The 19,498-nt window shown below is 68.5% G+C and carries 25 protein-coding genes and 1 tRNA gene; 12 read left to right on the forward strand and 14 right to left on the reverse strand.

Going from position 1 to position 19,498, the window contains the following annotated elements; genetic code table 11:
* Window positions 1-58: 58 nt before the first annotated feature.
* Window positions 59-634, forward strand: coding sequence for a TetR/AcrR family transcriptional regulator (locus AVL48_RS20070; protein WP_061982389.1), 576 nt, complete (start codon window positions 59-61; stop codon window positions 632-634).
* Between the two features lie 235 nt (window positions 635-869).
* Window positions 870-1,277 carry a hypothetical protein gene (locus AVL48_RS20075; RefSeq protein ID WP_177242278.1) on the forward strand — a complete coding sequence of 136 codons (408 nt, stop codon included), beginning with the start codon at window positions 870-872 and terminating at the stop codon, window positions 1,275-1,277.
* 3 nt (window positions 1,278-1,280) lie between these two features.
* Here the strand turns inward: AVL48_RS20075 and AVL48_RS20080 are convergent, their stop codons facing one another.
* Window positions 1,281-1,502, reverse strand: coding sequence for a DUF3618 domain-containing protein (locus tag AVL48_RS20080; RefSeq protein WP_061982216.1), 222 nt, complete (start codon window positions 1,500-1,502; stop codon window positions 1,281-1,283).
* Between the two features lie 124 nt (window positions 1,503-1,626).
* Here AVL48_RS20080 and AVL48_RS20085 point away from each other — a divergent pair.
* Window positions 1,627-1,700, forward strand: a tRNA-Leu gene (locus tag AVL48_RS20085).
* Between the two features lie 56 nt (window positions 1,701-1,756).
* Here the strand turns inward: AVL48_RS20085 and AVL48_RS20090 are convergent.
* From AVL48_RS20090 to AVL48_RS20115, 6 genes are all read right to left on the reverse strand, one after another.
* A complete protein-coding gene (locus tag AVL48_RS20090; RefSeq protein WP_244162484.1) occupies window positions 1,757-2,134 on the reverse strand; it encodes a hypothetical protein in 378 nt (125 codons plus the stop codon).
* 22 nt (window positions 2,135-2,156) lie between these two features.
* The gene (locus tag AVL48_RS20095) at window positions 2,157-2,780 is read right to left on the reverse strand and encodes a nucleotidyltransferase domain-containing protein (protein ID WP_061982217.1); all 624 of its coding nucleotides are present in this window, start codon (window positions 2,778-2,780) and stop codon (window positions 2,157-2,159) included.
* Between the two features lie 179 nt (window positions 2,781-2,959).
* Complete coding sequence (locus AVL48_RS20100; RefSeq protein WP_061982391.1) at window positions 2,960-3,559, reverse strand: dihydrofolate reductase family protein; 600 nt, start codon at window positions 3,557-3,559, stop codon at window positions 2,960-2,962.
* Between the two features lie 5 nt (window positions 3,560-3,564).
* Window positions 3,565-4,368 carry a metalloregulator ArsR/SmtB family transcription factor gene (locus tag AVL48_RS20105; RefSeq protein ID WP_061982218.1) on the reverse strand — a complete coding sequence of 268 codons (804 nt, stop codon included), beginning with the start codon at window positions 4,366-4,368 and terminating at the stop codon, window positions 3,565-3,567.
* Window positions 4,369-4,401: 33 nt separating this feature from the next.
* Window positions 4,402-5,406, reverse strand: a complete 1,005-nt coding sequence (locus tag AVL48_RS20110) for a methyltransferase (RefSeq protein ID WP_143104726.1) — start codon at window positions 5,404-5,406, stop codon at window positions 4,402-4,404.
* Window positions 5,407-5,454: 48 nt separating this feature from the next.
* Window positions 5,455-6,048 (reverse strand): SDR family oxidoreductase, encoded by a 594-nt coding sequence (locus AVL48_RS20115; protein WP_061982219.1) that lies wholly within the window; start codon window positions 6,046-6,048, stop codon window positions 5,455-5,457.
* Window positions 6,049-6,104: 56 nt separating this feature from the next.
* On the opposite strand from AVL48_RS20115, the gene AVL48_RS20120 reads away from it, so the two are divergent.
* The 5 genes from AVL48_RS20120 (at window position 6,105) to AVL48_RS20140 (ending at window position 11,399) form a co-directional block, all read left to right on the forward strand.
* On the forward strand, window positions 6,105-6,626 hold the full coding sequence (locus AVL48_RS20120) for a DinB family protein (protein WP_061982220.1): 522 nt from the start codon (window positions 6,105-6,107) through the stop codon (window positions 6,624-6,626).
* A gap of 103 nt (window positions 6,627-6,729) precedes the next feature.
* Window positions 6,730-7,659 carry a LysR family transcriptional regulator gene (locus AVL48_RS20125; protein ID WP_061982221.1) on the forward strand — a complete coding sequence of 310 codons (930 nt, stop codon included), beginning with the start codon at window positions 6,730-6,732 and terminating at the stop codon, window positions 7,657-7,659.
* An 85-nt stretch (window positions 7,660-7,744) separates the two neighbouring features.
* Entirely contained in the window at window positions 7,745-10,081 is a 2,337-nt protein-coding gene (locus AVL48_RS20130) for a xanthine dehydrogenase family protein molybdopterin-binding subunit (protein WP_061982393.1), read from the forward strand.
* A complete protein-coding gene (locus AVL48_RS20135) occupies window positions 10,078-10,929 on the forward strand; it encodes an FAD binding domain-containing protein (RefSeq protein WP_061982222.1) in 852 nt (283 codons plus the stop codon). The genes AVL48_RS20130 and AVL48_RS20135 overlap by 4 nt, the downstream gene beginning before the upstream one ends.
* Window positions 10,926-11,399 carry a (2Fe-2S)-binding protein gene (locus AVL48_RS20140; RefSeq protein WP_061982223.1) on the forward strand — a complete coding sequence of 158 codons (474 nt, stop codon included), beginning with the start codon at window positions 10,926-10,928 and terminating at the stop codon, window positions 11,397-11,399. Before AVL48_RS20135 ends, AVL48_RS20140 begins: the two co-directional genes overlap by 4 nt.
* 58 nt (window positions 11,400-11,457) lie before the next feature.
* Here the strand turns inward: AVL48_RS20140 and AVL48_RS20145 are convergent, their stop codons facing one another.
* Complete coding sequence (locus AVL48_RS20145; RefSeq protein WP_244162483.1) at window positions 11,458-12,453, reverse strand: glycoside hydrolase family 25 protein; 996 nt, start codon at window positions 12,451-12,453, stop codon at window positions 11,458-11,460.
* Between the two features lie 97 nt (window positions 12,454-12,550).
* Here AVL48_RS20145 and AVL48_RS20150 point away from each other — a divergent pair, with 97 nt between their 5' ends.
* The 3 genes from AVL48_RS20150 to bcp all read left to right on the forward strand — a co-directional run bounded on the left by AVL48_RS20150 (window position 12,551) and on the right by bcp (window position 13,980).
* Window positions 12,551-12,733: a hypothetical protein gene (locus tag AVL48_RS20150; protein ID WP_061982225.1), complete on the forward strand. Its 183-nt coding sequence runs from the start codon at window positions 12,551-12,553 to the stop codon at window positions 12,731-12,733.
* Between the two features lie 200 nt (window positions 12,734-12,933).
* Window positions 12,934-13,479: a hypothetical protein gene (locus AVL48_RS20155; RefSeq protein ID WP_061982226.1), complete on the forward strand. Its 546-nt coding sequence runs from the start codon at window positions 12,934-12,936 to the stop codon at window positions 13,477-13,479.
* A 27-nt stretch (window positions 13,480-13,506) separates the two neighbouring features.
* Window positions 13,507-13,980, forward strand: a complete 474-nt coding sequence (gene bcp / locus AVL48_RS20160; RefSeq protein ID WP_061982227.1) for a thioredoxin-dependent thiol peroxidase — start codon at window positions 13,507-13,509, stop codon at window positions 13,978-13,980.
* 193 nt (window positions 13,981-14,173) lie between these two features.
* Here bcp and rdgB read toward each other — a convergent pair whose 3' ends face one another.
* The 5 genes from rdgB to AVL48_RS20185 are packed head-to-tail and all read right to left on the reverse strand — an operon-like array spanning window position 14,174 to window position 17,848.
* Complete coding sequence (rdgB, locus tag AVL48_RS20165) at window positions 14,174-14,779, reverse strand: RdgB/HAM1 family non-canonical purine NTP pyrophosphatase (protein WP_061982228.1); 606 nt, start codon at window positions 14,777-14,779, stop codon at window positions 14,174-14,176.
* On the reverse strand, window positions 14,776-15,552 hold the full coding sequence (gene rph / locus AVL48_RS20170) for a ribonuclease PH (protein WP_044852815.1): 777 nt from the start codon (window positions 15,550-15,552) through the stop codon (window positions 14,776-14,778). Before rph ends, rdgB begins: the two co-directional genes overlap by 4 nt.
* Before the next feature lie 23 nt (window positions 15,553-15,575).
* Window positions 15,576-16,343, reverse strand: a complete 768-nt coding sequence (locus tag AVL48_RS20175) for an MBL fold metallo-hydrolase (RefSeq protein WP_061982229.1) — start codon at window positions 16,341-16,343, stop codon at window positions 15,576-15,578.
* A gap of 30 nt (window positions 16,344-16,373) precedes the next feature.
* Entirely contained in the window at window positions 16,374-17,180 is an 807-nt protein-coding gene (gene murI, locus AVL48_RS20180) for a glutamate racemase (protein ID WP_061982230.1), read from the reverse strand.
* Window positions 17,177-17,848: a rhomboid family intramembrane serine protease gene (locus AVL48_RS20185; protein ID WP_061982231.1), complete on the reverse strand. Its 672-nt coding sequence runs from the start codon at window positions 17,846-17,848 to the stop codon at window positions 17,177-17,179. The genes murI and AVL48_RS20185 overlap by 4 nt, the downstream gene beginning before the upstream one ends.
* An 82-nt stretch (window positions 17,849-17,930) precedes the next feature.
* Between AVL48_RS20185 and AVL48_RS20190 the strand changes: the two genes are divergently transcribed.
* Entirely contained in the window at window positions 17,931-18,809 is an 879-nt protein-coding gene (locus AVL48_RS20190; protein WP_061982232.1) for an arylamine N-acetyltransferase family protein, read from the forward strand.
* On the opposite strand, the gene AVL48_RS20195 is transcribed toward AVL48_RS20190, so the two are convergent.
* Window positions 18,764-19,483, reverse strand: coding sequence for an aspartate/glutamate racemase family protein (locus AVL48_RS20195; RefSeq protein WP_061982394.1), 720 nt, complete (start codon window positions 19,481-19,483; stop codon window positions 18,764-18,766). The two genes, AVL48_RS20190 and AVL48_RS20195, sit on opposite strands and share 46 nt — an antisense overlap.
* Window positions 19,484-19,498 lie beyond the last annotated feature (15 nt).

Consider the following 19,498-nt stretch of genomic DNA (forward strand, 5'->3'; position numbering starts at 1 on the left):
ACTCGAAGTAGGTTACCTTCGGTAGAGTGTTGTGGTGACGACGGCGAAGCGCAAACGCATGCCACGGGCAGAGCGCGAACGACAGATGATCGAGATCGCCGAAGAAGTCTTCTCCGAACGCGGCTACACCGCGGCCTCGATGGACGAGATCGCCGAACGCGTCGGCGTCTCCAAGCCCATGCTCTACGAGTACTTCAATTCGAAAGAGGGACTGCTGCTGGCCTGCATCCAGCAGTCGCGGGCGGCGCTGCGCGAGGTCACCGAACGCGCGACCGTGGGCGCCACCACCGCCGAGGAAGCGCTGCGGCGGGGCCTGCTCGCCTTCTTCGTCTTCATCCGGGAACGACGACAGGCCTGGTCGCTCCTCCGGCACGAGATGGCCCTCATCGGCACCCCGGCCGCCGACGAGATCGAGCAGACCCGGCGCCAGCAGACCGACCTGATCGCCGCGCTGATGAGCGACTACATCGAATCGGACGACGACTTCCGCGCCGAAGCCTCCGCGGAGTTCGTCGTCGGCGCGTGCGAACGACTCGCGATCTGGTGCGAGCGGCACGAGGACGTCAGCCCCGAGATGGCCACCGGCTACGCGATGGACATCCTCTGGGCGGGCCTGTCGGCGAGGACCCGCTGAGGCGACTGTGAAGATGCGCGTGCATTAGGCCATTCGGTCGTCACTCAGTGCACATCGCCACCAGTGTCTTGTGACACAGAGTTGTCCTACTGTATCGATGACACTGTAGAAACTCTGATGGACAGTCACGAGCTCCACCAGGAGGGGGCGTCGCTTGCCGAAAGCGGCGTCATGGTGGCGGAGTGGCGAAGTCCACAGTAGTGACGCATGCTCGCGAGGGAGAGGGGTGAGGCGGATGACCGAACCGATCACCGCGTCGTACGTCCAGGAGGACGACGACTGGAAAGTCACGGTCAGCGGCTCCGGTAAGGAACTGACCGGTCGCGCGCCGGGCATCATCGCGGCACGGGACCGGGCCGACCAGCTGGTCGAGAAACTGTCCCCGCCGGAGCGGTCGACCGTGGTGCACCTGCTGAACGGCAGTGCGCTCGAGTTCACCGCCGCCTACATGACGGCGAGGCTCACGCTCCCGGAGATCGAGCCCCTCGAGGTTCCTCCCCCGGCGAACGGCAAGGCCAAGGAGAAGGCCGCCGGCAAACCGCCGGTGCCGCAGGGCAAGGAACTCCCCAAGGCCGTCGACGAGGCGAAGGCCAAGAAGGACGAGCCCGCCAAGACACCGGCCAAGGCGGCCCAGACCTCCTGAGACCTACTTCAGGAGCTTGCGGATCAGCAGCAGGCCGATCAGCACCGCGCCGCCGATGAGCGGGTACTTCACCTTGGGCTCGTCCAGCTTCGCGCGCAGGCCGCTCTTCGCGGAATCCACCAGCTTCGCGGGGTTCGCCTTCGTGCCCAGCTGGTCGAGCGTGGCGACCAGCGCGTTCCTGGCCTGCTCGATCTCACGCTCGATGGTCTCCGGATCGCGGGCCACGTGTCCTCCTCGCCGCTACGTACCTGCCGGGGCCCCACGTTAGAGGACGTCACCCCCTCCGGCGGCACCGGCCACGCCGAGAAACGCCGATCGTGTCGCACGCTACGATTTCAAGGCGGTACTGGGGCCCGTAGCCCAATTGGCAGAGGCACACGGTTTAGGTCCGTGCCAGTGAGAGTTCGAGTCTCTCCGGGCCCACCCCAGACATCGGCATTGCCACACGCGGCAGCGCGTGTGGAGGATCCGTCGAGTCCTCAACAGACGTTCGTTGCCCGACGAGCCGTTTCGACCAGCGTCTCAGCCGCCCGGCCCGCGCGCTTGAACTCGTCCGCGGTGACAGGTGTATGGCTGTAACCCGCTTTGGTCTTCAGCTTGAGCAAGGTCCTCAAGTGTTTCGCGACGTCGTTGTCCGCCTTGGCCAGCAAGCCGATCGCTTCGTCATGACTTTCACCCAGCGCGTGCTTCCCCAGCCTGGCGCAGCAAATGACGTCGGACGCCGCGATGCCCGCGTGCACACACAAGGTCACATACGCGTCGGTCACGTCTTCGTGCTCGCAGGCAAGTTCGCGAATCGTGTCGGCTGCCTCGAGGAACTGATTTGCCTTACCCAGGCGCCCGCGTTGGACGCTCACGTCACACTGCCGAGTTCGCACGTCAGCCTTTTCTCTTTCTCAAGTGACTGGCCAGCCAAGCCCGGCTCCCGGCCACGGTCAACCCGTCCCGCACCACATCCCGCAGGACGACCTCGTCGTATGCGCGGTCGACGAGTTCGGCTTCCGTGAATTCCAGGGGACGAGTGTCGTTGCCGACCCAGCGGGTCACCTCGACCGCCAGTTCGTGAACCTGCGTTTCCCACAGATCGTCTTCGACGTCATCCGGCCGGATCAGCAGAAGGTCCACATCGCTGTCTTCCGTCATCTCGCCGCGTGCCACCGAGCCGAATACAGCGGCGTACACCGGCGGGATCTCCCACGACTCCAGACGGTCCTCGATGCGCTCCAGGAGTGTCTTGCGCATTCGGGCGAGCCCGACGATGTGCTCCGCCGCGAGGTGCTCACGATTGAGCCGGTACGCGAAGGCGTTTCCGACCCTGTCAGACAGCACGACACCCTGCTTCGTCAGGCGACGCAGCACCTTCCGGATGCCCTCCTCCGAATGCCGCGCCAGCAGCCGATGCAACTGCCCGGTGGTGAAGATGCCGTCGTGGTTGGCGAGTACGACGAGGACGTCCCCGTCGAGCGTGGGGGTGACCGTCATCAACGGCCGGCTCAAGTCCATGGCACGACTCCGTACTGCCGCTCTGACAGGTTTCACTAATAGTACCGATACCACAACTATAATACAGGTAACCGGCTTATAGTTGCCTTGCCCGCGTGGAGTACATGAAGGCCCCCATGCTTGCGCTAGACGCAAGCATGGGGGCCTTCATGTACCGGGGAAGTGCCGCCACCCGAAGATCAGCGAACGCGGTCGTAGACCACGGCCATCTCCCCCAGCTCCCCGACCTCCTGATAGGTCAGCTTCCACTTCGACGCGGGCAGGCCGTCGACGAACAGCCGCTCCCCGCCGCCGGTGATCTCGGGGCAGATCATCAGGTACAGCCGGTCCATCAGGTCGTCCGCGAGCAGTGCCTTGATGACGCTCGCGCTGCTGTTGACCAGGATGTCGCCCTCGCCGCTCGCCTTGAGTTCGGCGACGACCTCCGAGGCGGGGGCGTTCACCACGCGGGTCCGGCCCCAGGGGGACTCGGTCAGCGTCGTGGAGAGGACCACCTTTTCCGCGTCCACCAGCCACTTCGCGTAGGCACGGTCTCGCGGGTCGGCGTTCTCGTCGGCGGCGACGGTCGGCCAGAAGCCCAGGAAACCCTCGGCGTTCTTTCTGCCGAGCAGCGCCGTCGTCGCGTTCTCGTGGATGCGGGCGAGGTGACCGCGGGCGACATCGGTGGTCGCGTACGAAACGATCGCGCCCATGTCTCTAGGGCCGCCGGGGCCGCTGTAGTGACCGTCGAGACTGAGGCTGATGTTCGCGGTGACGCGGCGGCCGGTCGAGTTCGTCATGTCGTTCATTCCTTTTCGTGAGTGGTGAGTCGGGTCGCGAGGTTGTCGAGCACCTGGCCCCAGCCGGTTTCGATCCCGGCGATGAAGGGGACGGCCTCGACGGTGGTCTCGGTGATGCGCAGATCCAGCCGGAGCCGGGTCCCGTCGGGCGCATCGGTGAACTTCAGGTCGTAGTGACCGGTGAAGAAGGTTTCTCCCTTGCCGTCCAGCACCGAGAGAGCGAACTCGAGATGTTCGAGTTCCTTCGCGGCGTGGACCTTTCCTTCGGAGCGATACCGCCCCTCGGCGTCGCGATAGTCGAGGACGACACGTCCGCCCTTCCTCGGTTCGACGACGCAGTCGGTGACGGTCATCGACGGCGGCGCCCACCAGGACGCGAGCAGGGCGGGCTCGGTCCAATGCCGCCAGACGACGTCGCGCGGCGCGGCGAGCGAGCGGTCGAACGAGAACGCGCGCCCGTCCGCCCACCGAGCACGGTCCGCGGCGGCGGAATCCGCGCCGATCGCGGCCTGATAGCGCGTGAGGACATCTCGCTCGCCCTCGTTCGCCTGGATGGTCGCGATCAGCTCCCCCAGCCGGCTTTCGAATTCCTTCAGCGGAGCCGCCTCGACCGCGTAGACGCGACGCTGCCCGAGCGGGAAGACCGTCACGAGACCGACGCGGGCGAGGGTCTGGAGATGTTTGGTGGTCTGCGGCTGCCGCAGGCCGGTCAGCTCGGCGAGCTCACCCACGGACCGGGGCCGCTCGGCGAGAAGCTCGACGATGCGCCACCTCGCTCCGTCTCCCAGTGCTGCTGCGATCTGCTCCATGCCGAGAAGTATTCACTGAAGGGAATATTCTTGTCAAGGAATATCTTTGCGGAACTCCAGCAGGCTGCGCTGCTCGGTCAGCGTGGTGAGGGAGTCGAAGGCCAGGCCGTGGGCGAAGGCGAGTTCACGCAACTCGTCGAGACGCCGCTCGCGGCCGCCGTAGAGCACGAGCATGACCAGGTCCCACTCGGTCTGGGCCCCGAGTCCGCCGACCGCCTCGATGACGAGGACGCGGCCTCCCGGCTGCACGGCCTCGGCGCAGCGGGCCAGGATGCGATGCGCGTGCTCGTCGTCCCAGTCGTGGAGGATGTCGGACAGCAGATACGCGTCCGCCCCGGCGGGGAGCGGGTCGAAGAAGCTGCCCGCGGTCACCTCGATCCGGTCTCCGAGGCCCTGCGCACGCAGTTCCTTTTCGGCGGCGGCCGCGGTGGGCGCGAGATCGACGAGGTGACCGCGCATCGAGGGGTTGGCCGTGAGGATGGCGGCGAGCAGGCTGCCGTGCCCCCCGCCGACGTCGACGATCGTGGAGAACCGGGACCAGTCGAATCCCGCGACGAAGCTCGGTACCTGCGCCAGGAACCGCTGGGTCATCTGCCGGTCGAACGTCTCCCGCAGCTGCGGGTGTTCGGCGAGATCGGCCCAGAAGTCCTGGCCGTAGCGGCGGATGTAGCCCGCCTGACCGGTGGCGACGCTGTGCGCGAGTTCGACGAACGCCAGTTCGCCTCGTCCGCCGGCGGCTTCCATGTCCAGGAGTCCGGCGAGGCCGTTTCCGGCGTCGGCGCGGAGATTCGCGCCGTATTCGGTGGTGCGGTAGCCGCTCGACGTCCGTTCCAGGACGCCCAAGGTCGTGAGATGACCGAGCAGCAGATCGAGCGCGAGCGGGGACTGGCCGAGTTCCGCCGCGAGTTCGCTGGCGTTCGCGCCGTCACCGGACAACCGGTCCGGCAACCGGAGGGTGACCGCGACCCGCAGCGCCATCGGCGTCGCCAGCCCGGCCAGTCGGAGGAGTTCGTTTCTGTCGTCGTCATGGTTCGCCACGAAGATCCACTGTGGCAGGGCGGTCAAGCGAAATCGCGGCCGTTCGGCTTACGGTGTGAGCGTCCGCCCGGTGAGGTTCGCGCTCTCCACTGCCTCGACGTAGCACCGTGCGACTTCCGCCGCCGGGGTGCCGCCGTCCGGTTCGCCGAGCGCGGCCAGCGTTTCGCTCACCCAGCCCGGACTGACGGCGTTGACGCGGAGGCCGCGGGGCAGTTCGCGGGCCGCCGCGGCGACGAACGCTTCGAGGCCGACGTTCGTCAGGACACCGAACGCGCTGCCGCGCAACGTCTCCGGGATCCGGCCCGCGGTCACCGTGACCGAACCACCGTCCGGCAGCCGCGGGATCGCGTGCCGCAGCAGGAACACCTGGCCGAGCAGTTTCCCGTGCAGTCCTTGGACGAACTCTTCGTCGGTGCCGCCGTCGACCGGGACGAGTGAGCCACTCCCCGCGCAGCACACGACGTGCCCGATCCCCGGCTCGGTGTCGAAAACCGCGTCGAGGGTGGCGGGCTGCCCGACGTCGACCCGTATCTCACCGGAGCGGGACGCGGGCAGCACTTCGTGCCCGCGCGCGGTGAGGGCTTCGGAGACCGCGGTCCCGATCGTCCCGGTGGCGCCGACCAAGAGGATCTTCGACTTCATGCCCGCCACGGTAATCAGGTTGCGCCCTTCACGGCCACGCGGGGAAGATCCGCCGGGTGCCCGCTTCCCGTTCCGAATTGTCGCGTTGGCAGTTCGAGCTGACCTGGTCGCTGTTCGAGTACCATCTGGCCGAGCTGAAGCCGGGGGATTTCCTCTGGGAACCCGCGGATCTCTGCTGGACCGTGCACCGGGACGACGACGGCGCCTGGCGGCCCGACTGGGCCGACTCCGAACCGGACCCCGTTCCCGTCCCCACGATCGCCTGGCTCACCTGGCATATCGGCTGGTGGTGGAGCGTCGCCCTCGACCACGCGAACCGGCGGACGCCGCGCGGGCGCGAGGACATCACGTGGCCCGGCGGGGACTCCGCCGTCGAATGGCTGCGAGGACTCCGCGAAGAATGGCTGGCCGTCCTCGATGGCCTGACCGACGCCGACCTGGACGCTCCCTCCGCCTACCCGTGGGGCGAAGAAGCCGGCCTCACCTTCGCCCACACCGTCGCCTGGGTGAACTCCGAGCTGATGAAGAACGTGTCCGAGATCGGGCAGCTCCGGTTGATCCGGGTCAGCGCGGCGTGATGCCGATACCGAGCCGCTGAGCGTCGGCGAACAGCGGCGCGATCGACACGCCGCAGTCGACAGCCGGAAGTTGTGGGGAGTGCCGGGTTGCAGGGAGTACACAGTGGAGCTGGATCTCGGCGCGGTCCGCGCGTTCGTCGCGGTGGCCGAAGACCGGTACTTCGGCGAGGCGGCGATCCGGCTGGAGGTGAGTCAGCAGGCGATCTCCAAGCGGATCGCGAAGCTGGAAGCGGATCTCGGCGTGCGGCTGCTGTCACGGACGCGTGGTGGGGCTGAGCTGACCGAAGACGGCGAGGAGTTCCTCAATCACGCCCGTGCGTTGATCAGCCTCGCGGATCAGGCTGTCGAACGTCTCCAGGGCAGGCGCCGCCCGCTGCGCGTCGACGTCCTCGGTACGCGGCTGGCGACCATGGAAGTCATCCGGGCGTTCCACGCCGACCACGACGACGAACTGGAACTCGTCACGCCCGGTCTGGGCGCGGAGCGACGGTCGCCGCTGCCCGACTCGGTCGATGCCGCCTTCGCCCGCGTCAACACCGTGCCGGACCCCGCGATCGACCGCACGCCCGCCTACCTGGAGCCCGCGAACCTGCTGGTCGGCCGACGGCACCCGCTCGCGCGGCGACGCCGGGTCGCCATGGCGGAACTCGCCGGCCTGACGGCCTGGATGCCGTACAACGCGCGCGCCGGCGAATGGGCGGAGTTCTGGCAGGAGCTGTGCCCCGCGTTCGGCATCCTCGTCGACACCGATGGCCCGAACTTCGGGCTCGAACACCACATCGAGGTGATCGGCGAGTCGAAGGACCGACTCGGTTTCGTCGGCGCGAAGATGCACGTGCCCTGGCGTCCGGACGTCGTCCAGATCCCGCTCGTCGATCCGACGCCGGTGTACCCGTTCTCCCTGCTGTGGCGGCGCGAGAACCGGCACCCCACGCTGGCGCTGCTGATCGAGCACGTGCGGTCCGGTTATCGCCCCTTCGACCCGGCGCGGCAATGGCTTCCGGAGGCCGACCGGGCCGCCATGAGCATTTAGAGGACTAAATGCGTGCCTGGCGCGCCCTCGGGAGTGACCCATGTGCACGATGCGCGAAAGGCCGTCGGTGCGCGAAAGTGAGCTCATGGGCGAGGGGCTGATCGGCGCGAGGGTGACCCGGCAGGAGGACGTCCGGCTGCTGACCGGCCGGGCTCGGTACATCGACGACGTCCAGGTGCCGGGGATGCTGGAGGCCGCGGTCCTCCGCAGTCCCCTGCCGCATGCGCGGATCGTGCGCGTCGACGTCACGGAGGCGAGCACCCATCCCGGCGTGTTCGCGGTTATCACCGGCGAAGACGTGCTCTCGAGTACGAAGGCACCGCAACCGGTGATCTGGTCGAACCTGCCGGACATGCGGACGTCCGAGCACCACGCCCTCGCCGTCGGCAAGGTGCGGTATCCCGGCCAGGCCGTCGCGGCTGTCGCGGCGAAGGACCGGGCCACCGCCGAAGACGCGCTGGAACTGATCGAGGTCGAGTACGAGGAACTCCCGGCCGTCAGCACCCTCGAACAGGCGCTGGCGGACGGCGCGTCGAAGCTTTACGAGGACTGGCCGGACAACATCGCCGGTACCGGCACGATCCCGATGGGTGACGTGAGCGCCGCGTTCGCCGAGGCCGACGTGGTGCTCACCGAATCGTTCCGCTTCGCCCGCCAGATGGGCGCACCGATCGAAACGCGCGGCGTGGTGGCGACCTGGGACCCGTTCGCCGACCGGCTCGACGTCTGGCTTTCGACGCAGGCGCCCAACCTCGCGCGTGAGTTGTTCGGCGAGGTCTTCGGGCTCTCGATGGACCGGATCCGCGTGCGCACCCCCGACGTCGGCGGCGGCTTCGGGAACAAGTTCGACTTCTACGCCGAAGAGGTCGTCGCGGCGATCCTCTCGCGGCGCACGGGGAAGCCGGTCAAGCTCATCGAGGACCGCGCGGAGAGCTTCGTCGCCAACGCGCACTCACGCGAGCAGAAGATCGACGTCGAACTGGCCGCCAAGGACGACGGCACGATCACCGCGCTGCGTGCCACGGTGTACGGCGTCCTCGGCGGTGTCCTCGGTTCCGCCGGCGCCAGCCCGTGCTGGACGACGACCGCGCTGCTGACCGGGCCGTACGCCATCCCGAACGTGGAGCTGAACCTCGTCGCCGTGATGACCAACCGATCGCCGTACGGGTCGTTCCGCGGTTACGGGTTGCCGAAAGCGAACTTCGTGCACGAACATCTCGTGGAACAGCTGGCGAAACGCCTCGGCGTGGACGCGCACACGGTGCGGCGCAAGAACTTCATCCCACCGGAGGCGTTTCCCTATCAGAGCCCGGTGTTCGTCTACGACAACGGCCGCTACGAAGACTGCCTGGATCTTTGCCTGAAGGCGGTCGAAGCCGCGGGCTGGGCGGAGCGCCGCGGAAACGGTGTCGGCATCGGGTATTCGTTCCACAACGAACTGACCGGATTCGGGCCGAGCCGGATCGTCAACCTCGCCGGACTCGGTCATTCCGGCTTCGACGAGGAGGTCGTGCGGGTCGACTCGACCGGGCACGTGACCATCCACACGGGAATGTCCGCGATCGGCCAGGGCATTCACACGACACTGGCGCAGGTGGCCGCGCAGACCCTCGGTGTCCCGCTCGACCACGTCACCGTGCTTTCCGGGGACACCGACAGCTGCCCGTACACCGGATACGGCACGGCGGCGAGCCGCGGGGCGGCCGTCGGCGGCGCGGCCGTGCTGAACGCGTCGACCCGGTTACGGGCGAAGATCCTGCGCGTGGCGGGTCACCTGCTGGAGGTATCGCCAGACGATCTGTCCATCGAGGACGGAGTGGTCTCGGTGAACGGGGTACCGGGCAAAGAGATCACCCTCGCCGCGATCGGCGACGCGGCATACCGGCGGCTGAACGGCGCCTGGCCCGAGGACGAGACGCCGACGCTGGAAGAGCGCGAGGTCTACGACCCGGTCAACGTCGCGACCTCGTTCGGCTGTACCGCCGTCCTCGCCGAAGTCGACCGGGAGACCGGCGTGGTGACGCTGCTGGACTACCTGATCGCGCACGACTGCGGCACCGTGATCAACCCGATGATCGTGGACGGGCAGTTGCACGGCGGTGCGGCGCAGGCGATCGGTGGGGCGCTGTACGAAGAACTGGTCTACGGCGCCGACGGGCGGATGGAGACCACCTCGTTCACCGGATACCTGCTGCCGACCGCGACCGAGATCCCGCCGTTCTCCGTGTCCCATATGACGACGCCCGCCGACCACGTTCCCGGCGGGTTCAAGGGCATGGGGGAAGCGGGCGTGATCGGCGGCGGCGCGGCGATCGCGCACGCGGTCGAAGACGCTCTGCGCGAGTACGACGTCGACATCACCGCGCTGCCGATCACCCCGCCCCGGCTGCTGGCCGCGATGAAGCGGGGAGCACGCCGGTGAAGGCCGCGCCGTTCGACTATCTCCGGGCCTCGTCGCTGGACGAGGCCGCCGAAGCGCTGGCGGGTACGCCGGACGCGCGGGTGCTGGCGGGCGGGCAGAGCCTGGTACCGCTGCTGAACCTGCGGCAGATCCGGCCTCCGCTGGTGGTCGACATCAACCGCCTCGACGGGCTTTCCTTTTTGCGCACGGACAACGGACGGCTGGAGATCGGCGCGCTCACCCGGCACCGCGTCGTAGAGATGTCCGAAGCCGTACGCTCCGACGTCCCTCTGCTGGCCGAGGCGATCGGCTACGTGGGGCACGCGGCGATCCGGAACCGGGGCACGATCGGCGGCAGTCTCGCGCACGCCGAGCCCGCCGCGGAACTGCCCGCGGTGATGGTCGCGCTCGACGCCGAATTCGGCGTCCACGGTCCCGGCGGTGAGCGGCTGGTCGCCGCCCGCGACTTCTTCCTCGGCCCGCACCGGACGGCGCTGGGTCCCGGCGAACTGCTGACCCGGATTTCGGTGCCGGCGCGTCAAGGCGGTCACGCGGTCGAGGAACTGAGCCGCCGCAGCCGCGAGCTGCCGCTGGTCGCCGTCTTCGCCGCCGTGACGATGTCGGGCGACGTCTGCGAAGCCGCGCGGATCGCCGTCGGGGGCGCGGGCCCCACGCCGATCCGGGCCACCACCGCGGAGGAATCACTCGTCGGCAGCGCGCTGACGGCCGACGCGATCGCCGTCGCGGCCGAACTCGCCGCCGCCGCGACGGATCCACCGTCCGACCTCCACGCCCCGCCCGGCTACCGGCGCGAGATGACCGCGGTCCTCACCCGGCGGGCGATCGCGCGAGCGAAGGAGCGCGCATGATCACGGTCACCCTGACGGTGAACGGACGGACCTACCGCGCGGACTGCGAACCGCGGCGGACGCTGGCCGACTTCCTGCGCCACGACCTGGGGTTCACCGGCGTCCACGTCGGCTGCGAACACGGCGTCTGCGGCTCGTGCACGATCACCCTCGACGGCGCGAGCGCGCGTTCGTGCTGCCTGCTGGCCGTCCAGGTGGACGGGGCGGAGATCGTCACGATCGAAGGACTCGCGTCGGACGGCGAACTGTCCCCGCTGCAGGAGTCGTTCCGGAAGCACCACGGCCTGCAATGCGGATTCTGCACGCCGGGGATGCTGGCCACGGCGGTGGAACTGCTGAAGGAGAACCCCGACCCGACAGACGCCGAGATCCGGCAGGGGATCTCGGGGAACCTGTGCCGGTGCACGGGCTACCAGTTCATCGTGGACGCCATCCGGGACGCGGCCCGGGCCACAACTGACGGTCCGTGAAGGCCTCCTTCCCTACTCTGAAGGTAGGGAAGGAGGCCTTCACGGATCTTTGAGCCGCTCAGCCGACAATGTCGATCTCGAAATCCGCGTTCGAGCTGTATTCGAAATCGGCCCATACCGCACCCGGCAGGTGGTACCGGCGGTGCGAAACCGTTTTCGGATCGAATCCGGGCGTTTTCAACGGATTCCCGCCGATACCGACCTTGTCGCTGCCCCAGGCGTAGATATTGCCCTGCCAAACGGGCGCGTCGGTGACGCCGTCGCCGTCGACGCGGGGACGGACGATGATCGCGGCCGTCTCGCTGCCGGAGAGCAGCAACCGCACGGATGTGACGTTCGGGCTTGCCGGAATGGTCCTTCGTTCCATGAGTTCCGTCGTCGCCTTCCGTTTCGGGGCGGCGCCGCCGCCGCCGGTCAAGTGGGCGTTCGTGTAGGACTCGTTGAGGTCGACACTGCTCGCGCGGATACCGGGGATCTGGCCGGCGTCCGAGTACTGATGCACGTCGTAGCGGCCCGCGGCGGCGTCGGGTTTGGCGCCGTAGCGCGCGATCCAGATCACCAGGTCGGGCACGCCGAAGCGATCCGGCCGCAGCATTTTCGCGAGTGAGTTGTTCAGGTAGATACCCGGCCGGAAACCGTGCTCCGCCACGCGGTTGCAGAATCTGATCGAGAAGTCCCGCTTGCGCCCGTCCGGGATGTTCGGCGCGCTCGAACCCGGCGGGTTGTCTTCGAGGTCGAGCATCGGGACGCAGCCGGTCGCCCCTAGCCGTCGGACCTGCGCGATGAACAAGTCGGCCTGTGCCTCAGGCGACGGACTCGCCTGAGCGAAATGGTAACCACCTACCGGAATACCCGCAGTCCTCGCTCCGGCCACCAAGGCGTCGCCGGTATTACGCCCCCCATTCGGGAGACCACCGCCGTCCGTGAGCTTGACGAACACGAAAGTCACGCCGTGCCTCTTGACGGCTTGCCAGTCAGTAACAGTCTGAAAGCGGCTGTAGACATCTATTCCCAGCGCCATTGTTACAGCCTGACGGGCGAATGCGATGGACAAAAGGGCCTAGCGGGCGACAACTGGTACGTCCGATTCGCCCTTTTGGGCGGTGCCTCCCCAGCCGACCGGGTTCACCCGTGCCCGTACTGTGACAGCCATGGCGTCACGAAGCCCCATTCGTTGGCTGACCCGGTGGGTGGACTGGTTCGAAGAGCGCGGTGTCTACGTCCCCGGCGAGGAGAGCCGCGCCGTCGACCCGATGCGCGATTTCGGCTGGCTGATCGTGGCCTGGGTGTCCGGTCTGGCGATCTTCATCCTGTTCTTCGCCTTCGCCGTTTGAGCGTGGCCGATGTGCCATCGAGGTGACGACTGTCACTAGCCGTACCTTTCCGATCACGGAACGGCCACGGGTGTACACCAGGTGCGCCTCAACCCGGCGGATCCGCTCCTCTCAGCTGACGAAGACCGTCACTCTGGACTCTTCGGCACTAATACCTACCTCGAACGGCCCATCCGACCCGCCGACTGGAGTAACCGCACATGGCGCCCCCGCGCACCCCGAAGCTCTTGATCGCCGCCTGCTCGTTGCTGCTGGCGACCGCGTGCGGGGTTCCGGCACCGGAAAAAGGGGCCGCCGCCCTCGGCGCGGACGCCCCGGCGCAGGGGCCGGCCGCGACGCGCGCGGAACGCGACCTCGCCTTCGGTGCCCCGCACCGGTTCGCGACCGGGGTCACCATCTCCGTGTCCGCGCCGAAGTCGTTCCGCCCCAGCACGTCGGCGTACCCGCAGAGCCCGCGCGCGGTGGCGTTCGGCATCGACGTGACCAACGCCGGCGACGGGGTCTACCGGCTCTCCGGGCTGTCCGTGACAGGTGAGGTCGACGGCGAAAGCTCGTCGGTCAAACAGGTCGTCGACGCGGTGCAGGGCTACAACGGCATCGCGGACGCGGGCAAGGACGTGGCACCCGGCCGGTCGGTACACCTCAACCTGGCGTTCGCCGTTCCGGACAAGCCGGTGAGGCTGCGCCTGCAGGTCCGGCCGAACCCCGCGGAGCCGGTCGCGGCGACCTACTGCGGGAAGGTCTGACGCCTCCGGTTCGCTACCGTGTGCGTCATGACCGAGCAGCGACTCTCCCCCGGCGACACCGCGCCCGATTTCACCCTCCCCGATCACGAGGGCAACGACGTCTCGCTCAGCGACTTCCACGGCAAGTCGGTCGTCGTGTACTTCTACCCGAACGCGGGAACGCCGGGCTGCACGAAGCAGGCCTGCGACTTCCGTGACAGCCTCGCGCAGCTCAACGACGCCGGCTATCAGGTACTCGGCATCTCACCGGACAAGCCCGCGAAGCTCGCGAAGTTCGTCGAGGCGGAAAAGCTGACCTTCCCGCTGCTCTCCGACACGGAGAAGACGGTCCTCAAGGCGTACAGCGCCTTCGGCGAGAAGAAGAACTACGGCAAGGTCTACGAGGGCGTCATCCGCTCGACCTTCGTCGTCGACGCGGACGGCAAGATCGCCGTGGCGCAGTACAACGTGCGCGCGACGGGGCACGTCGCGAAGCTGCTGCGGGACCTCTCCCTGGCGTAAGCCTCGTGCGGGGGTGATGACGATCAGGGCGAACCCTCTCTTAGGTACCTACTCGTCACCTGCGGTGTTGCTCGCGTGAAGTACATGATGGCCCCCTTCCTTGCGCCAGGCGCAAGGAAGGGGGCCATCATGTACTGGGGGAGGTGTGACCTGAAACGACCTCGGTCAGAACCGTCATCACCACTCACGAGACTCAGCCGGCCAGCTTCCGCAGTTCTCCCGCCAACGCCCGCAACGCCTTCCCCCGGTGCGAAGCCGCGTCCTTTTCGGACGGTGCCAGCTCCGCGGAAGTCCGCGTCTCCCCTTCCGGCACGAAGATCGGGTCATAACCGAATCCGTTGGCACCACGGCGTTCCCGGATCAGTGAGCCCCGCCATTCCCCGCGCACCACGGTCTCGTCACCACCGGGGACGACCAGCGCCGCCGCGCAGACGAAGGCCGCGCCCATCCGCTCGTCGGGGGTGTCGGACAGCTGCGCCAGCACGAGGTCCAGGTTCGCCTCGTCGTCGCCGTGCTTGCCGGACCAGCGGGCGGACAGCACACCGGGCATGCCGTTGAGCGCGTCGACGGCGATCCCCGAGTCGTCGGCGATGGCCGGGAGACCGGTCGCGGCGGCCGCGTCCCGCGCCTTCGCGAGCGCGTTGCCCTCGAAGTCGGGCGCGGTCTCGGGCGCTTCGGGGAATTCCGGGACGTCGGCGAGACCGACGACCTCGACGCCTTCGATCCCCTCCGCCACCAGGATGCGCCGGAGCTCGCCGAGCTTCTTCGCGTTGCGGGTGGCAAGGAGCAGCTTGGTCACTTCGCACCCTTCTTCTTGTCCGTACGCGGCTCGGGCAGTTCACCGGGGTACGGCAGCGCGAGCGCCTCGGTCTGCAGGCGGGTCAGCTCCTCGCAGCCCGCGAGCGCCATGTCCAGCATCGTGTCCAAAGTGGACCGCGCGAAGGTGGCACCCTCACCGGTGCCCTGCACCTCGATCAGCGTGCCGGCGTCGGTGGCGACGACGTTCATGTCGACCTCCGCGCGCGAATCCTCCTCATACGGCAGGTCGAGGCGTACGCGGCCGTCGACGACGCCCACGCTGACCGCCGCGACCGAGGACGAAAGCGGCTGCGGGTCGGCGAGGCGACCTGCCGCGCCGAGCCAGGTGACGGCGTCGGCGAGCGCGACGTAACCGCCGGTCACCGCGGCCGTGCGGGTACCGCCGTCGGCCTGGATGACGTCGCAGTCGATGACGATCGTGTTCTCCCCCAGCGCCGCCAGGTCGATGCAGGCACGCAGGGAACGGCCGATCAGCCGGGAGATCTCGTGGGTGCGGCCGCCGACGCGGCCCTTGATGGACTCGCGGTCGCTGCGGGTGTTGGTCGCCGACGGCAGCATCGCGTACTCGGCGGTGACCCAGCCGAGGCCGGAACCGGCCCGCCAGCGGGGGACGCCTTCCGTGACGCTCGCCGCGCACAGCACCCGGGTGTCGCCGAACTCGATCAACACCGAGCCCGCGGGCCACCGCTGGAAGCCTCGGGTGATCTTGATGTCGCGAAGCTGGTCGTCGTTCCTGCCGTCTTTTCTCGCCACGGCCGTCACTCTAGAACCCCGCGTCAGACCTCGTAGACGGCGCCCTGCTCGACCAGCTCGGCCGCGGGGAACGCGATGGCCGCCTCGGCGAGGACGGCGGCGCGGTCGGTCCAGGGCGCGACATGGGTGAGCAGCAGGCGCCCCACCCCCGCCTTGCGGCCGAGTTCCCCCGCTTCCTTACCGGACAGGTGGACGCCGGGGGGCCGGGTGGGCGAGTCGGTCCAGGACGCCTCGGAAAGCAGGACGTCGACGCCGTCGGCGAGTTCGGTCAGGGCGTCGCAGATGCCCGTGTCGCCGGTGTAGGCGAGTGTCCGGCCGCCATGGGTGACCCGCAGGCCGAACGCCGGCGTCGGGTGGTCGACCGGGACGGCGGTGACTTCGAACGGTCCGATCCCCATGGGCTCGGTTCGCAGGGCGTTGAAGGCGTAGACGTCGGAGAGATCGGTGGTCGCCCGCTCCTCCTCGTTCGCCGCGTAGGCGTACGAGAGCCGCTCGTGCACGTCAGACGGCCCGTAGACCGGCAGCCGGCGCGGCCTTTCGGGATACGGCAGGGCCGGGTGGTAGCGCCGCATGACGGTCAGTGCGCTGACGTCGGCGCAGTGATCGGGGTGCAGATGCGAAAGGATCAGCGCGTCCAGATCGAACGGGTCGCGCAGGGCCTGCAGCCGCGCGAGCGTCCCGTTGCCGAGTTCCAGGCCCAGGACGAACCCGTCCGCCTCGATCAGATAGCCGGACGCGGCGGCGTTGGGCCCGGGGATGCTGCCGCAGCAGCCGAGGATCGTGAGACGCACTGTGACACCTTAAGCGCGGAATCGGCTTTTTTAGGCGCTGGTGGGAGCCAGCACACCCGGAGCGAAACCCATGAACCGCTGAGCGAGTCTGGTGAACGGCTCGGCGGATCCGGTGGCGACGAACTCGTGCCGCGGCGGGGTGTCGCGTTCGGCGAGGAGGTCGTTCTCGGTGAGGACGCGCACGAGGTCCCGCGCGGTCTCTTCGGCACTCGACACCAGTGTGACGTCCTGGCCCATGACGATCTGCAGGACCCCGGACAGCAGCGGGTAGTGCGTGCAGCCCATGACCAGGGTGTCGACCTGGGCATCGAGCAAGGGTTCGAGATAGCCCTGTGCGAGCCCGAGCACCTGGCGGCCGGTGGTGATCCCGCGTTCGACGAAGTCCACGAACCGAGGGCAGGCGACGCTGGTGATCTCGACGTCTTGGGCGGCGGTGAAGGCGTCGTCGTAGGCACGGGACCGGACAGTGCCCTCGGTGCCGATCACGCCGATCCGGCCGGAGCGCGTGGCGGAGACGGCCCGTCGCGCCGCCGGAAGAACGACCTCGATCACGGGAACGTCGTAGCGCTCCCTCGCGTCGCGAAGGCAGGCGGCGGAGGCGGTGTTGCAGGCGATGACCAGTGCCTTCACCCCGCCGTCGACGATGTCGTCCAGCGTTTCCAGCGCGTACTGGCGTGCCGTCGCGATGGGAAGGGGACCGTACGGGTTACGGGCGGTGTCGCCGACGTAGCGCAACTGCTCACCGGGCAGCTGTTCCAGGATCGACCTGGCGACGGTGAGCCCGCCCACTCCGGAATCGAAGACGCCGATCGGGGCGTCGGCGCTCGGCTTGGTCACACGGCGAGGCTACCGGGACCGCCCGCGACCGTCTTCCGGGCTCGGGTCTTGTCCATCCTCGCCACCACCCAGGCCGCGAAGACCCCGGACAGCGCGCCGAACAGGTGCCCCTGCCACGAGACGCCCGGATCACCCGGAAGCAGTCCCCAGAGCATTCCGCTCCAGATCCCCAGCAGCAGCACGGCCACCAGGATTTGGCCGGCGGCCCGGTTGAAGATGCCCCTGACCAGCAAGAACGCCAGCCAGCCGAAAGCGACGCCGGAGGCGCCCACGGTCACCGTGTCGTCCGGCGCGATCAGCCAGACCCCCAGGCCGGAGAGCACCCAGATGATCGCGGTCACCAGCACCCACCTGCCGATCCCCGACGCCATCGCGAGGAAGGCGAACACCAGGACCGGGACGGTGTTGGAGAACAGATGCCCCCAGCCCGCGTGCAGCAACGGCGCCCACAGCACGCCGTCGAGCCCGGAGACGTCGCGGGCGAGGATGCCACCCTGGTCGAGGTCGGCGGGCAGCACGACGTCGACCAGCTCGACCAGGTAGAGCAGCACGGTGAAGGCCAGCGCCACGATCGCGGCCGCCTTCGGGCTCGGCGGCAGGACGCGTTTGGCCGGATCCGTACCGGACGACTCGCTCGCCGGGACCGGCTGGGGAGGCAAAGTGGTCACCTCCCCAGGCTACGACCGGAACGGACGAGGTCGCCTCGGTGAGAACCCTGATTTGTCGGTGGGTGCCGCTACGGTCGTCGGCATGGGGTCACTTTCTTCCGAGCACGTCGACGTGCCCGCTTACCTCGCGCGACTCGGCCTCGAGCACGAGCCGCCGAGCCTCGACGCGCTCTTCCGGCTGCACAAGGCCCATGTGGAGCGGGTGCCGTACGAGGATCTCGAAGTCCAGCTTGGCCGGGTCACGTCGCTGGATCCGGCGGTGTCGTTCGGCCGGATCGCCGCCGGGCGGGGCGGTTACTGCTATCACCTCAACGGCGCGCTCTCGGCGCTGCTCCTGGCGCTGGGCTACCAGGTCACCCGGCATCCGGGCGGGGTGCAGGGCCATGGCGAGACGGCCGGGATCCACCTCAACCACCTGGCGTTGACGGTGACCGGGCTGCCGGAGACGCCCGAAGTCGGCTGGATGGTGGACGTGGGGCTCGGCGACGGCATCCACGAGCCGCTCCCGCTGCGTGAAGGCGAGTACAAGCAGGGGCCGCTGGTGTTCCGCATGCGGCCCTCGGAGATCACGCCGGGCGGCTGGCGGTTCGACCACGATCCGCAGGGCAGTTTCGTCGGCATGGATTTCGCGCCCGAGACGGCCGTGATGCAGGACTTCGCCGAGAAACACGTCGAACTGTCCACGTCCGAGACCTCCGGGTTCGTCCGCACGGTCGTCCTGCAGCGGCGGGCCGCCGAAAGCCTCGATACGTTGCGCGCGCTGACGCTCTCCCGGCTGCCGGGCGGCAAGACGGTGCTGGAATCACCGGCCGAGTGGTGGACGGCGATCGAGGACGTCTTCGGGATACCGCGTCGCGTGTTCACCGATGAGGAACGCGACAGGCTGTGGCGGCAGGCCGTCTCCCAGCACGAGCGTCACCTCGCCGGAGCGGAAGGGAGCGCGGTCTCGCCGAGCGCGTAGTCCACGGCCGCTTCGGCGTGCAGCCTGGTGGTGGGGAAGGTGGGCACCGGACTGTCTTCCGGGCCGACGAGCAGTTCGATCTCGGTGCACCCGTAGATCACGCCCTCCGCGCCCGCGTCGACGATCCGCGCGATGACCTCGCGGTACCGCTCGCGCGATTCGGCGGTGACGACGCCGTGGACGAGTTCGCCGTAGATGATCCGGTGCACGGTCTCGCGGTCGGCCTCGTCCGGGACGAGCACGTCGAGGCCGTGCGCGGCAAGGCGTTCGCGGTAGAACGGCTGGGCCATGGTGAACCCGGTGCCCAGGAGCCCGACTCGGTGCACCTTCTCGGCCTTGATCGCGGCGGCCGTGGTGTCGGCGAGGTGCAGCAGCGGGACGCCGAGGCCGTCGGTGAGCTGCCCGGCGACCTTGTGCATCGTGTTGGTGCAGAGGACGACGAAGTCCGCTCCGGCGGCTTCGAGAGCGAGGGCGGCACGGTTCAGTTCGCGTCCGGCGTCGTCCCAGCGGCCTTCGGCCTGCATCGCCTCGATTTCGGCGAAGTCCACGGAGTAGAGCACGGTGTGCGCGGAGTGATAGCCGCCGCGAAGCTCACGGACGCGCGCGTTGACCAGCCGGTAGTACTCGGCCGACGATTCCCAGCTCATCCCGCCCAGCAACCCGATGGTCTTCATGCTCGCCATCGTGCC

The organism is Amycolatopsis regifaucium (assembly GCF_001613935.1).
Classification (GTDB): Bacteria; Actinomycetota; Actinomycetes; order Mycobacteriales; family Pseudonocardiaceae; genus Amycolatopsis; species Amycolatopsis regifaucium.

What these genes read in the sequence shown, in the direction of transcription:
- AVL48_RS20075 (WP_177242278.1), top strand. Translation starts at nt 870, where the DNA reads ATGACCGAACCGATCACCGCGTCGTACGTCCAGGAGGACGACGACTGG.
- AVL48_RS20105 (WP_061982218.1), bottom strand. Translation starts at nt 4,368, where the DNA reads ATGGAGCAGATCGCAGCAGCACTGGGAGACGGAGCGAGGTGGCGCATC.
- AVL48_RS20115 (WP_061982219.1), bottom strand. Translation starts at nt 6,048, where the DNA reads ATGAAGTCGAAGATCCTCTTGGTCGGCGCCACCGGGACGATCGGGACC.
- AVL48_RS20100 (WP_061982391.1), bottom strand. Translation starts at nt 3,559, where the DNA reads ATGACGAACTCGACCGGCCGCCGCGTCACCGCGAACATCAGCCTCAGT.
- bcp (WP_061982227.1), top strand. Translation starts at nt 13,507, where the DNA reads ATGACCGAGCAGCGACTCTCCCCCGGCGACACCGCGCCCGATTTCACC.
- AVL48_RS20150 (WP_061982225.1), top strand. Translation starts at nt 12,551, where the DNA reads ATGGCGTCACGAAGCCCCATTCGTTGGCTGACCCGGTGGGTGGACTGG.
- AVL48_RS20070 (WP_061982389.1), top strand. Translation starts at nt 59, where the DNA reads ATGCCACGGGCAGAGCGCGAACGACAGATGATCGAGATCGCCGAAGAA.
- AVL48_RS20140 (WP_061982223.1), top strand. Translation starts at nt 10,926, where the DNA reads ATGATCACGGTCACCCTGACGGTGAACGGACGGACCTACCGCGCGGAC.
- AVL48_RS20155 (WP_061982226.1), top strand. Translation starts at nt 12,934, where the DNA reads ATGGCGCCCCCGCGCACCCCGAAGCTCTTGATCGCCGCCTGCTCGTTG.
- AVL48_RS20195 (WP_061982394.1), bottom strand. Translation starts at nt 19,483, where the DNA reads ATGAAGACCATCGGGTTGCTGGGCGGGATGAGCTGGGAATCGTCGGCC.
- AVL48_RS20130 (WP_061982393.1), top strand. Translation starts at nt 7,745, where the DNA reads ATGGGCGAGGGGCTGATCGGCGCGAGGGTGACCCGGCAGGAGGACGTC.
- AVL48_RS20095 (WP_061982217.1), bottom strand. Translation starts at nt 2,780, where the DNA reads ATGGACTTGAGCCGGCCGTTGATGACGGTCACCCCCACGCTCGACGGG.
- AVL48_RS20190 (WP_061982232.1), top strand. Translation starts at nt 17,931, where the DNA reads ATGGGGTCACTTTCTTCCGAGCACGTCGACGTGCCCGCTTACCTCGCG.